Here is a 17,426-nt window from a genome sequence, read left to right on the forward strand (position 1 = left end):
CGCAATGGATTGTTGCACTGCGTTTCCGCGTCTCTGCGCGAGACGTCGTGGCCTATCAGATCGTTGTCGATGAGAAGCCGCCATCGACGACGATGTTTTGGCCCGTCACGAAGGACGACGCGTCGGACGACAGCCACGCCACCGCGCCGGCGAGCTCTTCGGCCCGGCCGAACCGCTTCATCGGCGTGTGCTGGATGATCTGCTGGCCGCGGTCGGTGTAGCTGCCGTCCTCGTTCATCAGCAACCGGCGGTTCTGATCGGCGGGGAAGAAGCCCGGGCTGATCGCGTTGACGCGGACGCCGCGCTCGGCCCATTCGCGGGCGAGGAACATTGTAAGATTAATCACCGCCGCCTTAGCGGCCGAGTAAGCGACGACGCGCGACAGCGGGATCATCCCGCTCATCGACGCGATGTTGATGATCGACCCGGCTCCGCGCTCAACCATCTTGCGGCCGAAGGCCTGCGACGGCAGCAGCGAACCGCCCACCAGGTTGAGGTCGAACACGTCACGCCAAGCGTCGAGCGGCAGCTCGCAAAAGTCGGCGCCGGGCGGGAGCGTCGCGTCAGGGCGGTTGCCGCCGGCGGCGTTCACCAGCGTGTGGACGGGTCCGAAGTCCGACTCGATGCGCGCGGCCGTCTCGGCGGCCGCCTCAGGGTCGAGGGCGTCGAGGCTGAAGAACTTGGCGTCAACGCCCGACGTGGCGAGTTCGGCGACACGCGCCTGGCCCCGTTCTTCATTGCGACCGCAGACGACGACCCGAGCGCCCGCCTGCCCGAGCGCGTCGGCCATAGCTCCGCCAAGCGTGCCGGTGCCGCCGACAACGACTGCCACCCGGCCATTAAGTTCAAAGATCGACGCCATCGGACTGCTGTTCCACGTATCGAGTAGGGCGGGGGACGCCGTACCGCCCGGCGTCCCGTCCGGATAGTCTGTACGGAGACGGCCTAGGACGCCACCCGCACCGAGACCCCCGATTGACGATGCCGATGCCCGCTAGCGAAATCCGCCTTCCCAATATTGCAGGGCCCGATCTTGCAACCGCGGTAGAAAAGGCCGTCGCCCAGGCGCCCGTGTGGGATTTTCACACCCATCTTTATACGCCCGCGTTCGGCACGCCGATGGGCCGCGGCGTCGATCACGACCCGCGCGGCCTGATGCTGTGGGGCATCGACGAGTTGCTGACCTACCACTACCTGATCGCCGAGGTGCTCCGCGAAGGCGCCGGCGAAGGACTGACGCCGCAGCGGTTCTATTCGCTCTCGAAGACCGAGCAGGCGGACTTGATTTGGCGGAAGCTGTTCGTCGAGGCGACGCCCCTCTCCGAGGCGTGCCGCGGCGTCGTGACGACGTTGACGCGGCTCGGGCTCGATCCTGGCGAGACGACGCTCGACGCGTACCGCAAGTGGTTCGCCGAGCAATCGCCCGACGAACAGATCGACCGCGTCCTCGAGATCGCCGGTGTCGAAAAGGTCACGATGACCAACGACCTGTTCGACGGCAACGAGCGCGAGCGCTGGCTGGCGGACGCCGACTTGTTGCGGGCCGACTCACGATTCCCGACGGTGCTGCGCTTCGACGCGCTGGTGACCGATTGGGAGCACGCCGTGCCGCGGCTGCAATCGTGGGGCTACGAGGTCGATCAAGAGCTTTCGCCCCGCGCGATCGACGAAGTGCGGCGGATGCTCGAAGAGTGGATCGCCCGTCTGCGGCCTGTCTACTGCGCGATGAGCCTGCCGCCAACGTGGCGGTTCCCTGGCGCCGACGAGGGCGCCCGCTGCCTCACCGACGCCATCCTCCCCGCCTGTGGCGAGCACGGCCTGCCGCTGGCGCTGATGATCGGCGTCACGCGGCAGATCAACCCGGAGGCGAAGCTCGCCGGCGACACGGTCGGCGCCGCCGATGTCGCGTCGGTCGCGCACCTCTGCCGCGAATTCCCGCACCAGCGATTCCTGGTGACAATGCTGTCGCGCGAGAACCAGCACGAGCTCGCCGTAACGGCCCGCAAGTTCGCCAACTTGACGCCGTTCGGCTGCTGGTGGTTCCTCAACAACCCGTCGCTGATCGACGAGATCACTCGGATGCGGCTCGAACTGCTCGGCCCCACGTTCATCCCGCAGCACTCCGACTGCCGCGTGCTGGAGCAGCTGATCTACAAGTGGGACCACTCGCGGCGGGCGATCGCTGCGGTGTTGGGCGACCAGTATGCAAAACTCGCCGACGCCGGCCTGCCGATAACCGATAGAATGATCGAGCGCGACGCTCACCGCCTCCTCCACGGCAACGTCGCCAGTCTGCTCAGTCGCTAGGCTGATTTGTGTAAAGGAGATAAGGGGGGATGTTGGTGATAGGGGGGATCGCAAGCGGGTGGCTACTTCGAACTCGCTTCGATGCTTTTCTTAGCCAGTGAGCCTTCACTGCTTCGATTTGAAGATAGCTGGGCATTCGCAAAGCGAGTGCCCAGCTATCTCCAAAGGCACATCATTCGACTTAGCCAGTAGGTGGTAGATTGCTGACCGAATAGCACAACCCTCCGCTTGCGATCCCCCCTATCACCAACATCCCCCTATCTCCTTCTCCGAAACTCATCCACCAGCATCCCGAATGAACCCCGCTGACGAACCGTCATTGTTGTCTGAATACCCTGGGTCAGAGGGGCTCGACGATTGCAATTTTGAGGACATCGTCGAACGGATCGCCGACAAGTGGGTGGTGCAGGCGGGCGTTGAACGTCTGCTGCTGCTGCCGCCCGACCATACGCGACTCTACTCGCAGGCGGGGCGGATCACCGCGGCGCTATGGCGGCTGCTGTCGGACCGCGTCGCGATCGACGTGATGCCGGCGCTCGGAACGCACCATCCGATGAAGCCCGCGCAGTTGCGGATGATGTTCGGTGAAGACATCCCGTTGGAGCGTTTCATCGCGCACAACTGGCGTGATGACCTCGAGCCGCTCGGAATCATCCCTGGTGAACGACTCAGCGAGCTCTCCGGCGGACGGATGACCGACCCCGTCGAGGTCGCCGTCAACAAGCGGATCGTCAGCGGCGAGTACGATCTGGCGCTATCGATCGGCCAAGTGGTCCCGCACGAGGTGATCGGCTTCGCCAACCACAGCAAGAACGTCTGCATCGGCTGCGGCGGCGGCGGCATGCTACACCAGTCGCACTTCCTCGGCGCCGTGTGCGGTATCGAAGATGTGCTGGGCGTCGCCGACAATCCGGTCCGCCGCCTGATGAACCAGGGGTTCTATGAGTTCGTCCGCCCCCAAGCCGACGTGCGGTTCGTGCTCACCGTCGTCGAGGACAAACCGACCGGGCCGCAGCTCGCCGCGATGACCGCGGGCGCGGGGACGGCGTGCTTCGACTGGGCGGCCGCGATCTCGGCCGAGAAGAACCTCAACCGCGTCGATCGCCCGCTGACTCGCTGCGTCGTGTGGCTCGACCCGCGCGAGTTCACTTCGACGTGGCTCGGCAACAAATCGGTCTACCGCACCCGCAAGGCGATGGCGGACGGCGGCGAGCTCATCGTCCTCGCGCCGGCGGTCGACACCTTCGGCGAAGACAAGACGATCGACAAACTGATCCGCCGCCACGGCTACTGCGGCACGCCGGGCACACTGGCGGCGTTAGAGACCGATCCCGAGATCGCCGCCAACCTGTCGGCCGCCGCGCATCTCATTCACGGTTCGACGGAGGGACGGTTCAACGTCACCTACTGCACCGGCGACGGCCTCTCGGCCGAAGAAGTCCGCAGCGTGGGCTACAACCACCGCCCGTTCGCCGAAGTGATGGCGGCCTTCGGCGTCAACGAGTCCACGCCCGACGGCTGGCAAGACGCCCCCGACGGCAAACCGTTCTACTTCATCCGCAACCCAGCTCTCGGCCTTTGGACGATCTAAGAATTTAGCCGCAGATGGACGCAGATAAACGCAGATGGTTCTTCGTGGATGATTGCTATCTGCGTTGATCCGCGTTCATCTGCGGTTAACTTTTGGCTGCGGCAAGTAAGTTCGCGTAGCTCGTCCGCGCGATCGCTTCGGGCGTCGGTTCGTACTTGAACACTTCGACCGATACCCAGCCGTCGTAGCCGGTTGCTTGCAGGGCTTGGTAGATCGGCGGGAAATCGACTTCGCCCATGCCGGGGCCGAGGAGGTTCGGGTCGTTGGCGTGGAAGTGGGCCGTGTGGGCGGCGTTCAGCTGGACGATCTCGACGATCGGCGTCGGCTCGCTGGCCATCGCTTTCACGTCGAGGTGCACGCGGCAAGCGGGTGAACCCAAACGATCGGCTAACGCCACGGCTTCCGCGGCCGTATTCATAAAATCACCTTCGGCGGGGCCGAGGGGTTCCAGCGCAAGTGTCACGCCACGGTCCTCGCAGATCGGCAGCATGGCGCCGAGCACGGTCGCCGCGTGATCGGTCGCCTCTTCCAGAGAAACGCCCGGCAAGAGGTTGCGCTGCTGCGGCGAGCCGAGCACCATCACCTTGCCGCCGAGATCGGCGCAGAGCACGGCCAGCGACGCCAGGTAGTCGGCCGTCGCGTGCTGCACCTTGGGGTCCGGTGACGTGAGGTAGAAGCCCTCGGTCTTTGCCAACAACCAATGCAGGCCGACGACTTCGACGCCCGCGTCCGCGGCAGCCGACTTGATGCGTGCGCGATCGGACGCTGACAACTGCCGCACGTCCTTCAGTTCACCTGCGCCGGTCGCGGCGTGGTCGCTGAGCGTAAACGGCGCCAGTTCCACGCCCGTATAGCCAATCTCCGCCGCCAGACGAAAGCCGTCAGCGAGCGAACGGTCGGCGAAGGTCTCGTTGCAAATGGCGAACTTCATGGCGAATACAATCTCGTCGGGCTTTTATTAACCACGGAGACACAGAGAGCACGGAGGAAGGCACAGAGGACCCTTCTGTCTGCGTCGCTCAGTGCCCTCTGTGGCTCCGTGGTGATATTAGCTGTGAGAGGCGTCTCCAGACGCCGAATACGGTATCCATTCCAATACGGCATGGTGCGCGTAATCGGGGTCTGGAGACCCCTCCTACATTGCATCAATTAGATGGCAGCCACAGCGACGGGCTTGCCGCTCTCGGCCGACTCGTAGATCGCGCGGATCACCGCGAGCGACTTCCAGGCTTCGGCGCCGCTGATCGCGGAGGGGCGGCCTTCGTCAATCGCGGTGAGGAAGTCGGCGATGTTGCGGGTGTGGTTCGAGTAGTCAATCGCCATCGGGTCGGCGCCGCCGCCGACGCCCTTCTTGCCGCCGAACTGGTCGCGCGTCGTGACGTCGCTGTCCTTCTCATCGCGGAACTTCCAGGTCACTAGTTCCTGTTCGTGGATCTCGATCGTGCCGTCGCGGCCGCCGAGATGAAACCGCATCGCCCCGCCGGGCCACATGGCGGTCGATCCGAGGATGACGCCGAGCGCGCCGTTCTCGAAACGCACCGACGCCACGGCGGCGTCTTCGACTTCGATCAGCGAAGGGTCATGGCCACGCTGGGCCGTGTAGCCGAAAGCCTCGACGACGCGTCCGGCGCCGGATGCTCCGGCGAGCCAAAGCATCGCGTCGATCGCATGGATCGATTGATTGATCAGCGCGCCGCCGCCGTCGAGTTCCTTCGTCCCTTGCCATCGCGACGGCGCGTAGTAAGCGTCGTCGCGCCACCAAGGCACATACGCTGACGCCACGCCAAGCGACCCCAGCCGCCCCGCCGCGGCCGCTTCGTGCGCCGCCATCACGACCGGGTTGAAACGCTGCGGAAAGATCCCACCGAGCGTCGCCGTTGATTCGGCTTCCGCCTCGATCATCTGACGCGCGCGGTCAAGATTGATTTCGATCGGTTTCTCGCACAGCACATGGACGCCGCGCTGGAGCGCCGCAAGTGTCGGCTCGAGGTGCGCGCCGCTGGGCGTGCAAATCGTCACCACGTCGGGCTTCGCCTCGTCGAGCAGCGATTCATACGAGCCGTACCACTCACCGCCATACTCCTGGCAGAAGTGGCGGCCCGTCTCTTCGGTGCGGCAACTAGCGGCGACAACCTCGGCGCCGTCGATGTCACGGATCGCCTTGGCGTGCATCCCGGCGATAGCGCCGACGCCGATGATCCCGATGCGGTGTTTGGGCATGTCTATCGTGGGTACAGGTTAACCACAGAGCAAGAAATTTGAGAATGACCAATGAATCCAGGAGCCTGCATTGGTCATTGGGGCTTGGTCATTGGTCATTGGTCATTGGTCATTTCTTTCAACGCTGTGGGCATATCGAGAATCGAACTAGGAAAGGTTGTCGGCCGTTTTCAGGTCGTGCGACAGGCCGAGGTAGTCGAGTAGGTCGGTGAGCGACCGCAGGGCGATGCCCATGCCGTCGGCGCCGCTGTAGCCGCCGAACTGGCCGCCACCCTTCACATGCGGCTCGAGGTCCAGCAGCACGCCGGGCAGGCCGATCTTCTTCATTCGCTTGAGCACGGGCGTAGCGCCCCCTTCGATGAGGTCGCGTAGCACGCGTTCGTAGACGCCGCTGCCGCGGCCGACGGGACGGTACTCGCAGAGGGCTTCTTCGTCGATATGACCGCCGCGCGACGATGTTTGAAGCGGCCGGTAGTCCTTGACGTGAATCCAGCCGAGCCCCGGCTTCATCGCCTCGTACTCTGCAAAACACTCGTCGGGGGAATACCCCTGAGTCAGCAGGTTGCCGGCGTCATAGATCAACACCATCGCCGGGTGGTTGACCTGCTTGTGGACTTTTTTGAGAAGCTGTCCGGTCTGCCCGACGAGGTTCGCCTCGACCTCGAGGCCGAACACCAGCCCCGCGGCGGCGCACGCCTCGGCGATTTGGCCGAGCTGATCGACGACCTGCGGCAGGTGCTCGGCGGGATCGGTCCCCTTCGGGTGGTAGAACGAGAAGCCACGGACAAGCTTCGTCCCCAGCGAGGCCGCCAGATCGCACGCCTTCGAGACATCCTGCTTGAGGTATTTGTCGAACGACACGTACTTGTTCGCCGTCCCGTCTTCGACGTCTTGCAGCTTGACCTTGCCGATTGGCGAACCGAGCGTGGCGACCTCGAGGCCGAAGTCCGCTAGCAGCTTCGAGAGCTGCGTGACCTCGCGCTTGGTGAGGGCCATGACGTTCTTGACGCCGTCGCCGAGGTCCACGAACCGTAGGGTGCAGCGACGCAGCCCAAGAGCGGCCATCGCGGCCAGTTGTTCGCCGGCGAGCTTGGTGGAAGAAGTCTCGTCGGCAAAGCCGCTGAGGAGGATCGGAGGGAGCGACATCGGCAACCAGGAGCGAGGGCAGGGCAGGGGATCGACTAATCTGAGCCGCCAGTTTCGCCGGCTGGCGCCGCATCGTCTACCGCCGTGGCGCCTCGTTTTGAACCGATCGACGGCTATCTCCGTAAAGATAGCGTCCGCGTAGAGACGGCTTCTCTCGGAGTCCGTAGCTGTTAGAATGCGGGATCGGATGCCGCCGTGGCGTCCGCTGACCTCCTGGGGGCGAACTGGGTTCGACCGGGTTGTCGAAGCGTGAGTGGCGTGTCGTGGTTGATCGGTGGCCCACGTAAAAAGCCGATTACACACCTTCAATTGCCGAAGGTAACTACGCTTTGGCTGCCTAGTTAACGCTAGGCCATAGCCAACGTACCCCCACGGGCCGCCGGAGCCTGTGGACGGAACGTATAACCCCCTCCGGATCGCTTGCGGGTCAACCCTCCGGGCACGCCCGCTGCTAACTGAAGTACTCGGATAGTTTGTCGGTAGCCGTGTCAGGAAGGGCGCCCGATAAGCAAAATCAAATCAACTGACTACACACGTAGAAGCTCCCGTGGAGCGATCGCGGGACGCGGGTTCGATTCCCGCCGCCTCCACTTTTCTTGCCGGGATTTCACGCCCGGCGTCGTCTAGCGCCTTCGGGCGCCGAAGACGTCTTTTCTCTGCCGTGGCTTGCTTCACTGGCCTGCGGGCCGGTGAGTCCGCAAGACATCTCTCCATTAGTCTAATTTTGTCGGCGGCTACGTAAATCGATAGATAGAAGGCGCCTTACGGTTGTAGATGCCAAGCAAAAGTAGGGCTGCGAGTTGGCTAGCACCTTGTCCTTGCAAGCTCGCCTAGCGTCTCCGACCTCAGAGACTCCTCGAATCTCCGCCTCAAGTCGTGTCCGCTGCTATTTCGCTCTCGGGAGTGGCATTGCCTCCGTTGTAAAGGCTAGCCGTCTTTGACAAGCGGTATAGCAGCCAGAGCGTCATGCCGACGACCAGTAGCTCGCCGGCCAGCATGCAGAGTTCCGCCAGCTGGCTGACGATGTCCATCGACGACACCCAGTAGCTGCGATTCTCGGCGGAGGTCTGGATAACCGGCACGCCCCCTTGGGGCGCCTTCATGAACAAGTAGAGCAGACGCGCGGCCCCGACGATGAGCAGCAGCATCGAAGCAACAATCCCGAGCACGCCGGCCCACAGCCCGACCCATAGCACGCGCGCCAACTTCTTGTAGGGGGGACGCCGCGCGGGATCAGCCATACGTGCGCCCAGCGACGCGTAGCGGTACGACCAAAAGGTGGTGAACAGCAGGATCGCCAGCCCGCCGATCGCGAGCACGTCGGTAACGCTGGGATCGCTGCGGACGCCGGTCGCTCTGCCAAACAAGAAGTAGCCCAGCGTCGCCAGCGGCACGATGGCCAGCGCCAACTGAACGAAGACCCCGGTCCAACCGAGCCGTCGAAAGGAAGCGGCCACCGACTCGATGGTTGGGCTGGACATTGCTGGGAGTCCTCAAAGGTGACTTGGCTCGGGACCAATTCGATGCGTGTTAAGTGGACGAGGTCTCGTTCTCGGAACGTTCTTCGTTGAGATGCGCCGGCGCGCTCATGCCCATCGACATGTACATCCCTAATAACTCGTCCATGGAGCAGCCGGCAGGTTTGACCCACTCGGCCTTGACGCACAAGAGGGCGCCACCGAAGGGGACGGGCGCCGTGGGAACGATCACTACCCGGTAGTCCACGCCGTTCATGTGGATGAGCTTGGCGGTGGGCATGAGAGCGGGGATGCCTGCCGAGAGGTCGTCGCCGAAGTAACAGATGACGGGCGCCATCCCCTCGATCGAATCTTGCTTGCGATCGAACATGCTGGTGAGATTCTTCGACGCATCGTAGACGGTGTTGACGACCGGGACCCGACCCAGCGCGCTGTCCATGACGACGCGCAGACTCCGGCCGGGGCCACGTTCGACCAAGATACCCACGAGGTAGATCATCAGCACCACGCCCACCAGCCCGATGACATAGGCGGTGGCTTCGCACGCCGAGACCGTCATGCCTGCCGAGCGAAGCAGCTTGCCGAAGCTGCTGGAAGGGCCGACAAGATTGTGAAGAAACACAACAAGCCAGGCCAACACCGCCAGCGTGAGCGCTAGGGGCAGAACGCCTAGGATGCCGGTCAAGTAGGTGCGGGATATCCGTTGCCAGAAGGTCAGCGGAACCATTGGTTCGGACATGAGGTCTCTGGGGATCGCCTCCGCACACGAAAGACGCAATGCCGCTTTAGAGCCGATTCTAATCCGCGCAGCTAGACCCGCACAACGAGTTCGCACATTGTCCGGGGTGATGACCTCTTGATGGGTTCTTAGTCGCAACCGTCGACGGGGCGCGGCGGGTAACCGCGTGGCTAACCGGGTTTATGGTGGACATTCGCAGGGTGCGGGTTAAGCTACGCTCGCCGATTGCGTCCGGCCTGCTCCTTGCACGTGAAACAGCTTGTGTGGCCTCTTGCCACCTAGCTATTGAGCGCCCTCCGTGACGTGTTCAGCTGAGCTGGCGACTTTCTTACCACGAATCGTCTGCGTATGAGCACCGAGCTCGGAATCGTTCTTGGCCTGCTGTCGGCAGCGATCGTGATGTTCGCGGTCAATAAGCCGCGGATGGATGCGGTGGCGCTGATCATGCTCACACTGCTCCCGTTTACGGGGGTGGTGTCGATGAGCGAAGCCCTGGCGGGATTCAGCGACTCGAACATCGTGCTGATCGCCGCGCTCTTTGTGCTTGGCGATGGCCTGGTGCGCACCGGGGTGGCCCAGGCATTGGGAGACTGGCTGCTGGCCCGCGCGGGCGAGAGCAACACGCTGCTGCTGATGCTGCTGATGGTTGTCGTCGCGGGCCTAGGAGCCACCATGAGCTCAACCGCCGTGACAGCGATCTTCGTTCCTGTCGGGTTGCGCATCGCTCAGAACACGGGCGTAGCACCTAGCAAACTCATGATGCCGATCAGCTCCGCCGCCTTGATCAGCGGCATGATGACGCTGATCGCTACGGCGCCAAACTTGGTGGTCAATAGCGAACTGGTGCGCCACGGGTTCGACGGGTTTAATTTTTTCAGCTTCACGCCGTTCGGCGCGGTAGTGCTCGTGCTGGGGGTGGTGTATATGCTCATCGCCCAGCGCTGGCTGCCGGCCGGTGAACAGGGGGGCGCCGCCGCCAGCGGCAAGCCGACGCTTTCGGATTGGATCAGGGAGTACGGCTTGTCCGCCCGAGAGCACCGCCTGCGGGTCCTTGCGGACTCTTCGCTTGTAGGCCACACGGTGGCCGAGGCACGGATGCGGGATACGTCCGGCGCGAGCCTTATCGGAATCGAACGCCATGGCCGGCTTATCGAACCCCACGCCAATACCGAACTCCACGACGGGGACGTGCTCTTTGTCGATCTCTACGCCGAAGACCCCGACGTGGACGCTCTGCGTCGACAGTTCTCTCTCGAACCGCTGCCACTGACCGGAGCGTACTTCAGCGACTACCAGCAGCAGATTGGTATGGCCGAGGTGGTGGTCCCGGCCTCGTCCAACCTGATCGGTAAGTCGCTCGTCGAATCGGACTTCCGTCACCGCTATCGGCTGACCGTCATCGGCTTGCGGCGCGGGACCACGGCCATTACGCGGTCGATCGAGAACGAGCCGCTCGTCGCCGGCGATACGCTGCTGGTAACTGGTCCGTGGGACGCTGTCCGCGGCTTACAAGTCGATCGACGCCATTTAGTGGTCTTCAATCTGCCTGCGGAAATGGACGAGGTGCTGCCGGTCCCGGGCAAGGCCGCCGTAGCGGTAGGGTGTCTGCTGCTGGTCGTGGGGCTGATGGTCAGCGGCCTTATTCCCAACGTCCAGGCCGCGCTCCTCGGCTGCCTGCTGATGGGGGCCCTTGGCTGCATCAACCTCAACACCGCTTATAAAGCGATCGACTGGAAGACCATCGTCTTGATCGTCGGTATGCTCCCGTTCTCAATCGCCTTGGACCGCACCGGGGGCGTCGATCTGGCTGCCAACGGCCTGATGGACCTCATCGGCGAAGCGGGGATCTACGTTGTGCTCGCGACGCTCTTCGCGTTGACAGCGATCCTCGGCATGTTCATTTCCAACACCGCCACAGCAGTGTTGATGGCGCCCGTCGCGATCACGCTCGCCGGGGACCTGGACGCTTCCCCCTACCCGTTTGCAATGATTGTCGCGCTGGCCGCCTCGGCGGCGTTCATGACGCCCGTCTCTTCGCCGGTGAACACACTGGTCGTGGGCCCGGGCAACTACCGCTTCTTTGACTTCGTCAAGGTCGGGGTGCCGTTCACTTTGATCGTGCTGGTGGCGAGCGTCTTGCTGGTGCCGCTGCTGCTTCCCTTGGCTCCACCGCTTCCGTGACTTTATTGCTGCAAATAGCCGCGGCCTATCGTTGAACACGCTCTTCGCTGGCTTTCTAATCCAGCGCTGCTGGCGCTCGATCGATTTCAGTTGATTGGAAGAATAACGTCGTTTCGAAACTCAGACCGCTGGCAGGATCACGATGGCGGGCGAGCAGGAAGAGAAACGTCTATCGCTGCTGCAAAGGACGCTCGACCTCGTCGAACGCGTCGGCAATCGGGTCCCGCATCCGGTGCTAATCTTCTTGGCCCTGATCCTGCTAGTGATCGGGCTCTCGCACGCGCTCTACCTTACGGGCGCAGAGGTCAACTATGACGTCATCAACCCGGAGACGCACAAGATCGAAAGAGCCACCACCGCGGCCCGCAGCCTGCTGACCGCGGACGGCGTCCGCAACATGGTGACTGGCTTGGTGCCGAACTTCATGGGCTTCTCGGCAATCGGGCTTTTGATCGTGGCGATGCTCGGCGTCGGCGTGGCGGAAGAGTCGGGGCTGATCAATGTGCTGATCCGTACGCTGGTGGCCATCTCGCCCGGTTGGGCGCTCACGTACATCCTGGCGTTTGTCGGGATCCTTTCCAGCATCGCCTCGGACGCCGGGTACGTGGTGCTCATCCCACTCGCCGGCGCGGCTTACGCCAGCCTGGGCCGGCACCCGCTGGCGGGCATCGCCCTGGGCTTCGCCGCGGTCGCAGGGGCGTTCAACGTCAACATGCTCATCAAGCCGCTCGACGCGGTCATGACCGAAATCACGAACGACGCCATCCACATGGTCGATCCATCACGGTCGATCGACCTGATGGCGGGGTTTTGGTTCTCATTGGCCTCGGTCCCGTTCTTAGTCATCGTAATCGCGCTCGTGACGGACCGCTTGATCGCACCGCGATTGGGCGCCTACGCCGGTGAATCCGAGGGCCCACCCGCCGGCGCCGTACGGACCCCGGCCGAGACGCGGGGCCTCGTCTACGCCGGCCTGGGGTTCTTGGCGGTGCTGCTGCTGTTTGGCGTCCTATCGCTTCCCGACGCCGCCCCGCTACGTAACCCCGAGACTGGCGCCCTGATCGGCAACTCGCCGCTGATGAACGGCCTCATCGTCCCGATCATGCTGGTCTTCCTGGTCATGGGCGTTGCGTTCGGTGTTGGCGCCGGGACCATCAAGACGCCAACCGAAGTGATCTCGGCAATGATCAAGGCGGTTTCGGGGCTGGGGGGCACGATCGTGCTCTTCCTTGTCATCAGCCAATTCATCGCCTACTTCAACTACAGCAACATCCCCACGCTGATGGCGATCCGAATGGCCGAGGGGCTCAAGTCCGCTAACGTCGATGCGCTATGGCTGCTGTTGGGATTCATCGTCGTTGTGACGGCGCTGAACATCGTCTTCACCCCTGCGATCGCCAAGTGGGCGATCTTCGCGCCGGTGTTCGTGCCGCTGTTCATCACGCTGGGCGTCGATCCGGCGGCGGTGCTGTCCGCTTATCGCGTCGGCGATTCGCCCACCAACACGCTGACGCCGCTGAACGCGTACTTCGCACTGGTGGTGGGGTTCGCACGCCAGTACGACACCAAGGCGGGCGTCGGCACCATTGTGGCGCTAATGCTCCCGTATGCAGTCGCGATGTCCGTCTTGTGGGCGGGGCTGTTCGCAGTCTGGTACTTGCTAGGCCTCCCCTGGGGATTGCATTGACCCGGAGGGCCGCAACAGACGCTTTCACTTCCTCCTCGGAATGACTCTTCCTTTCATACGCAACAGACATGAGCAGCGACACGATCCCGTTCGACGAAGCCTCGGCCGAAGCGCTGCTGATGCGTTTTCTGGCGGTCGATGGCGTCACCGGCCACGAGGCGGCGATCGCCGCCGAGGTATCCGCCTCGCTAGTTGAGGTCGGAGTGCCGCCGTCGATGATCAAGTACGACGATGCCCACAAACGCATCCCGCTGCCAACCGAGACCGGTAACCTGATTGCAACGATGCCGGGGACTCGGCCTGGCCCGCGGCTCTTATTCTCGACGCACCTCGACACCGTACCGCTGTGTGCCGGCGCCAAACCCAAGCGGGAAGGGGACCGCATCATCAACGAGGCAGCGGGCGCCGCTCTGGGTGGCGACAATCGGACGGGCTGTGCGGTGCTCGTCGCGATGGTCGAGACGCTGCTCAAGCACAACCTGCCTCACCCGCCGATCACGCTGCTGTTTACGGTGCGAGAAGAGAGCGGCCTGCACGGCGCCCGCGAGCTCGACCCCGACGACCTGGGCGGCGCCGCGATGGGCTTCAATGTCGATGCTCAGGTCCCTGCGAACCTAGTGATCGGCGCCGTCGGCCAGGTGAACTGGCAGGCCGAGATTCACGGCAAGGCGTCGCACGCGGGCGTCGCGCCAGAGAAAGGAATCTCTTCGACGCTGGTCGCTTCGATCGCCTTGGCGGAGGCCCACAAGAACGGCTGGTTTGGCAAGATCAATCGCGCCGAAGGGAAGGGAACCAGCAACCCCGGCATTTTTGAGGGGAAGCCCGGCGCGTCCGCAGGAGACGCCACCAACGTCGTGACCGATTACGTCCACCTCGTCGGCGAGGCGCGGAGCTTCGATGAAAACTTCGCGGTGCAGATCGCGGCGGCCTACGAAGCGGCCTTCGAGACGGGCCGATTGGCGGTCGCTGATTTGGACGGCAACCACGCCAAGGTGAAGTTCACCGCCAAGCCCTCCTATCCGCCTTTTCAACTGCCGGAGGATTCACCCGCGGTCGATCGCGCGAAGCGGGCGGCCGAGACGCTTGGCCTTTCTGCGATGACGTTGCACTCCAACGGCGGGCTCGACGCCAACTGGCTCGTGCGACACGGCGTGCCGGCGGTCACGATCGGCGCCGGCCAACACGAGATCCACACCGTCAACGAGTTCGTTGACCTGCCTCAGTACTTCGATGGCTGTCGGCTCGCTATTGCGATCGCCACGCTGGACGATTGAAACACCATTCCCGACACGCCATGTCCAAGACCCCATCAGCAGGCGCGAACAAGCCCGCCCACTACGTCTCGACCGGTCACCTGCCGACCCCCGATTCGATTAATGCGCTCGTTGCCGAGGCGTACTCGCTTTACAAGTCGAACACCGAGGGGCAGAACTCGCAGGTCTATCCGGCGCTGCAGAGAGTCCCTTCCGATCTGTTTGGCATCTGTCTCGTCGGGACCTCCGGCAACACGTACGAGATCGGCGACTCACGGCACGAGTTCACGATCATGAGCGTCTCCAAGCCGTTCGTCATGGCGCTAGTGTGTGAGGCGCTAAGCCCCGCCGAGGTGCGTGAGAAGATCGGCGTCAACGCCACGGGCCGAGCGTTCAACTCACTCGAAGGGATCGAACGCGGCGACGGCGGCCGCACCAACCCGATGGTCAATGCCGGCGCCATTGCTACTACAAGCCTCACTCCAGGGAAGACCCTCCACGACAAGTGGCGATTCATCCATGAGGGCCTCTCGCGCTTCGCCGGTAGAGAACTGCCGCTGTGCGAAGAGGTCTACAAGTCAGCGAGTGAGACCAACTTCCGCAATCAGTCAATCTCCCGCATGCTGCAAAGCTTTGGGCGAATCTATATGGACCCGGCCGAAGCGACTGACCTGTACACCAAGCAGTGCGCCCTGAACGTCACCGCCAAAGACTTGGCGACCATGAGCGCGACGCTCGCCGACGGAGGCGTGAACCCCATCACCAAGGAACGCGTCGTCGACGCCGACGTTTGCCATTACGCGTTGGCGGTGATGGCGACAGCGGGCCTCTATGAGACTTCCGGCGATTGGCTCTACGAAATCGGCCTCCCCGGCAAGAGCGGCATCGGCGGCGGCATCGCCACGGTCTCGCCCGGCAAGGGCGGACTCGCCACTTTCGCTCCGCCGCTCGACGGCGCCGGGAATAGCGTGAAGGGGCAGTTGGCTACCAGGTACCTCTCCCAAGGGCTCGGGATGGACCTGTTTGTTTCTCAGCCCGAAGCGTGAACCACCTCCTCCCCATCGCGCCCGGCGAACATGAGCCAAGCCAAGTCCCCCATCATCGATCAAGACGCCCGCGCCTCGTGGTTGCCGATGATTGTCATCGCGATGGGGCAGATGTTGATGTCGTTCAACGTGGCCGCCATCCCCGTGTCGATGGGAGGGATGGTCGAAAGCTTCCAGACCCCGCCAACGACGGTCGGCACCGCGGTGGTGCTGTACTCGCTTGGGGTCTCCGGCTTCATCATGCTGGGCGCCAAGTTGAGCCAACGGTTTGGCTCGAAGATTTTCTTTCAGATGGCGGTCGCGCTGTTCCTCGTGGCGATGATCACCATCGTCGCCAGCCCTACGGCGGAAGTCATGCTCGCCGGGCAGGCGATTGCCGGGCTCGCCGGCGCGGCGTTAGTGCCGACGCTCGTGGTGCTGATTGCGGATCACTACCGCGGCAAGCAACAGGCAGAGGCCGTCGGCTGGCTCGGCTCGGCTCGGGCCATCGCCGGCGTGCTGGCGTTTGTCATCGTCGGGTCGGTCGCCACATGGCTCAGCTGGCGATACGCCTTCGGGTTATTGATCGTGCACGCCGCGATGCTGCTACTCTTGAGCTTCAAGCTCAAACGCTCGCACCCCAACCCCAAGGTCGGCATCGACCTCTTCGGCGTTTTGCTCTCGGCGTGCGGCGTGATCCTGATCACGTTCGGTTTCAACAATCTTAGAAACTGGGGCGTTACGATCGCCAGCCCCGCGGCGCCATTTGACATCGCGGGCGTTTCACCCGCCCCCGCGATGATCGTGGTGGGGGTCGTGGTGCTGGCCGCGTTCTTCGCTTGGTCGCAGGGCCGCGCCAAACGGGGTAAGACGCCGCTGTTGGCGCTGGATGTGGTTGATTCGCCGTTGGAGTGGGGTACCGTCGTCGCGCTATTCTGTATCGTCAGCATCGAGGGCGCCATCAACTTCTCGGTGCCGCTCTACATCCAGATCGTTCAAGGGAACACCAGCCTTGCGACCTCTATGGCGATGATGCCATTCATGCTCACCGTGTTCTTTACCGCGATCTTAATCGTACGGCTCTACAAGCGGTTCACGCCTCGCCAGATCGCCACGGGGGCGTTCCTCCTCGTGGCGGCCGGCACGGCGTGGCTCGCGTTTGTGATCCGAAACGACTGGAGCGTCCCGCCGGTGATCGCCGGTCTGGTGATGGTGGGCCTCGGTCAAGGGGCGCTGGTAACGCTGCTCTTTAACGTGCTGGTTACCGCATCCCCAAAAGAGCTCGCCAGCGACGTCGGCTCGCTCCGCGGCGTGACGCAAAACCTCGCAGCGGCGGTCGGAACCGCGCTAGTGGGGGCGATGCTCGTTGGCCTTCTCACGTCGGTTATCGTCGCCAACCTGGGGGACAACCCCGTCCTCAAGGCTGAGCTCGCCGACCACGTGAACCTCAGCAACCTGAACTTCATGAGCGACGCCCAGCTCGAAGAACGGCTCGGCGGAGTTGGCGTCTCGCAGCTGCAAGTCACCGAAGCGTTGCAAATCAATCGTGACGCCCGGATGCGTGCGCTCAAGACGGGCTTCTTGGTGCTGTCGGGCGTCGCTCTACTGGCCCTTGTGCCGTGTCGATGGCTTCCCGCCTACCGCCCGCACGAAATCCCCGGCGAGGCGACCAGCAGCGTCAAACGCAGTAAATAACGGTTGATGGCTATCCCAATGCTTTGCCGCAGCCTACAAAGCTCGCACAGCGGCGCACTCGAATTCGCTGTCGTCTTCTCCCCGTTGTCTTCACACGATTGGAA

13 protein-coding genes and 1 other RNA gene are annotated in these 17,426 nt (G+C 63.3%); 8 read left to right on the top strand and 6 right to left on the bottom strand.

All coding sequences use genetic code 11. The features are described 5' to 3' along the window. Positions 1 to 55 precede the first annotated feature (55 nt). Entirely contained in the window at positions 56 to 862 is an 807-nt protein-coding gene (locus Spa11_RS13000) for an SDR family oxidoreductase (protein WP_145112898.1), read from the bottom strand. A gap of 125 nt (positions 863 to 987) precedes the next feature. On the opposite strand from Spa11_RS13000, the gene Spa11_RS13005 reads away from it, so the two are divergent. Then, on the top strand, positions 988 to 2,307 hold the full coding sequence (locus Spa11_RS13005) for a glucuronate isomerase (protein ID WP_145112900.1): 1,320 nt from the start codon (positions 988 to 990) through the stop codon (positions 2,305 to 2,307). Positions 2,308 to 2,602: 295 nt separating this feature from the next. After that, positions 2,603 to 3,898 carry a lactate racemase domain-containing protein gene (locus tag Spa11_RS13010; RefSeq protein WP_145112902.1) on the top strand — a complete coding sequence of 432 codons (1,296 nt, stop codon included), beginning with the start codon at positions 2,603 to 2,605 and terminating at the stop codon, positions 3,896 to 3,898. Positions 3,899 to 3,983: 85 nt separating this feature from the next. Here Spa11_RS13010 and Spa11_RS13015 read toward each other — a convergent pair whose 3' ends face one another. From Spa11_RS13015 to Spa11_RS13025, 3 genes are all read right to left on the bottom strand, one after another. Continuing rightward, positions 3,984 to 4,829 (bottom strand): sugar phosphate isomerase/epimerase family protein, encoded by an 846-nt coding sequence (locus tag Spa11_RS13015; protein ID WP_145112905.1) that lies wholly within the window; start codon positions 4,827 to 4,829, stop codon positions 3,984 to 3,986. A 218-nt stretch (positions 4,830 to 5,047) separates the two neighbouring features. Beyond that, positions 5,048 to 6,118 carry a Gfo/Idh/MocA family protein gene (locus tag Spa11_RS13020; RefSeq protein WP_145112907.1) on the bottom strand — a complete coding sequence of 357 codons (1,071 nt, stop codon included), beginning with the start codon at positions 6,116 to 6,118 and terminating at the stop codon, positions 5,048 to 5,050. Positions 6,119 to 6,265: 147 nt separating this feature from the next. Next, a complete protein-coding gene (locus tag Spa11_RS13025) occupies positions 6,266 to 7,264 on the bottom strand; it encodes a sugar phosphate isomerase/epimerase family protein (RefSeq protein WP_145112909.1) in 999 nt (332 codons plus the stop codon). A gap of 215 nt (positions 7,265 to 7,479) precedes the next feature. On the opposite strand from Spa11_RS13025, the gene ssrA reads away from it, so the two are divergent. Further along, positions 7,480 to 7,857: a transfer-messenger RNA gene (gene ssrA, locus Spa11_RS13030) on the top strand. A 276-nt stretch (positions 7,858 to 8,133) separates the two neighbouring features. Here ssrA and Spa11_RS13035 read toward each other — a convergent pair. Both Spa11_RS13035 and Spa11_RS13040 read right to left on the bottom strand, forming a co-directional pair. Next, a complete protein-coding gene (locus Spa11_RS13035; protein WP_145112911.1) occupies positions 8,134 to 8,745 on the bottom strand; it encodes a DUF3611 family protein in 612 nt (203 codons plus the stop codon). 49 nt (positions 8,746 to 8,794) lie between these two features. Further along, positions 8,795 to 9,481 (bottom strand): DUF502 domain-containing protein, encoded by a 687-nt coding sequence (locus Spa11_RS13040; protein WP_145112913.1) that lies wholly within the window; start codon positions 9,479 to 9,481, stop codon positions 8,795 to 8,797. 348 nt (positions 9,482 to 9,829) lie between these two features. Between Spa11_RS13040 and Spa11_RS13045 the strand changes: the two genes are divergently transcribed. The 5 genes from Spa11_RS13045 to Spa11_RS13065 all read left to right on the top strand — a co-directional run bounded on the left by Spa11_RS13045 (position 9,830) and on the right by Spa11_RS13065 (position 17,322). Next, positions 9,830 to 11,662, top strand: a complete 1,833-nt coding sequence (locus tag Spa11_RS13045) for an SLC13 family permease (protein WP_145112915.1) — start codon at positions 9,830 to 9,832, stop codon at positions 11,660 to 11,662. 142 nt (positions 11,663 to 11,804) lie between these two features. Then, positions 11,805 to 13,349 carry an AbgT family transporter gene (locus tag Spa11_RS13050; protein WP_145112917.1) on the top strand — a complete coding sequence of 515 codons (1,545 nt, stop codon included), beginning with the start codon at positions 11,805 to 11,807 and terminating at the stop codon, positions 13,347 to 13,349. 68 nt (positions 13,350 to 13,417) lie between these two features. Beyond that, the gene (locus Spa11_RS13055; protein WP_145112919.1) at positions 13,418 to 14,623 is read left to right on the top strand and encodes a M20/M25/M40 family metallo-hydrolase; all 1,206 of its coding nucleotides are present in this window, start codon (positions 13,418 to 13,420) and stop codon (positions 14,621 to 14,623) included. A gap of 20 nt (positions 14,624 to 14,643) precedes the next feature. After that, the gene (gene glsA / locus Spa11_RS13060) at positions 14,644 to 15,648 is read left to right on the top strand and encodes a glutaminase A (RefSeq protein ID WP_145112921.1); all 1,005 of its coding nucleotides are present in this window, start codon (positions 14,644 to 14,646) and stop codon (positions 15,646 to 15,648) included. Positions 15,649 to 15,678: 30 nt separating this feature from the next. Continuing rightward, on the top strand, positions 15,679 to 17,322 hold the full coding sequence (locus Spa11_RS13065; protein ID WP_197529374.1) for an MFS transporter: 1,644 nt from the start codon (positions 15,679 to 15,681) through the stop codon (positions 17,320 to 17,322). Positions 17,323 to 17,426: the final 104 nt, after the last annotated feature.

This window comes from Botrimarina mediterranea, assembly GCF_007753265.1.
In the GTDB taxonomy this organism is placed as follows: domain Bacteria; phylum Planctomycetota; class Planctomycetia; order Pirellulales; family Lacipirellulaceae; genus Botrimarina; species Botrimarina mediterranea.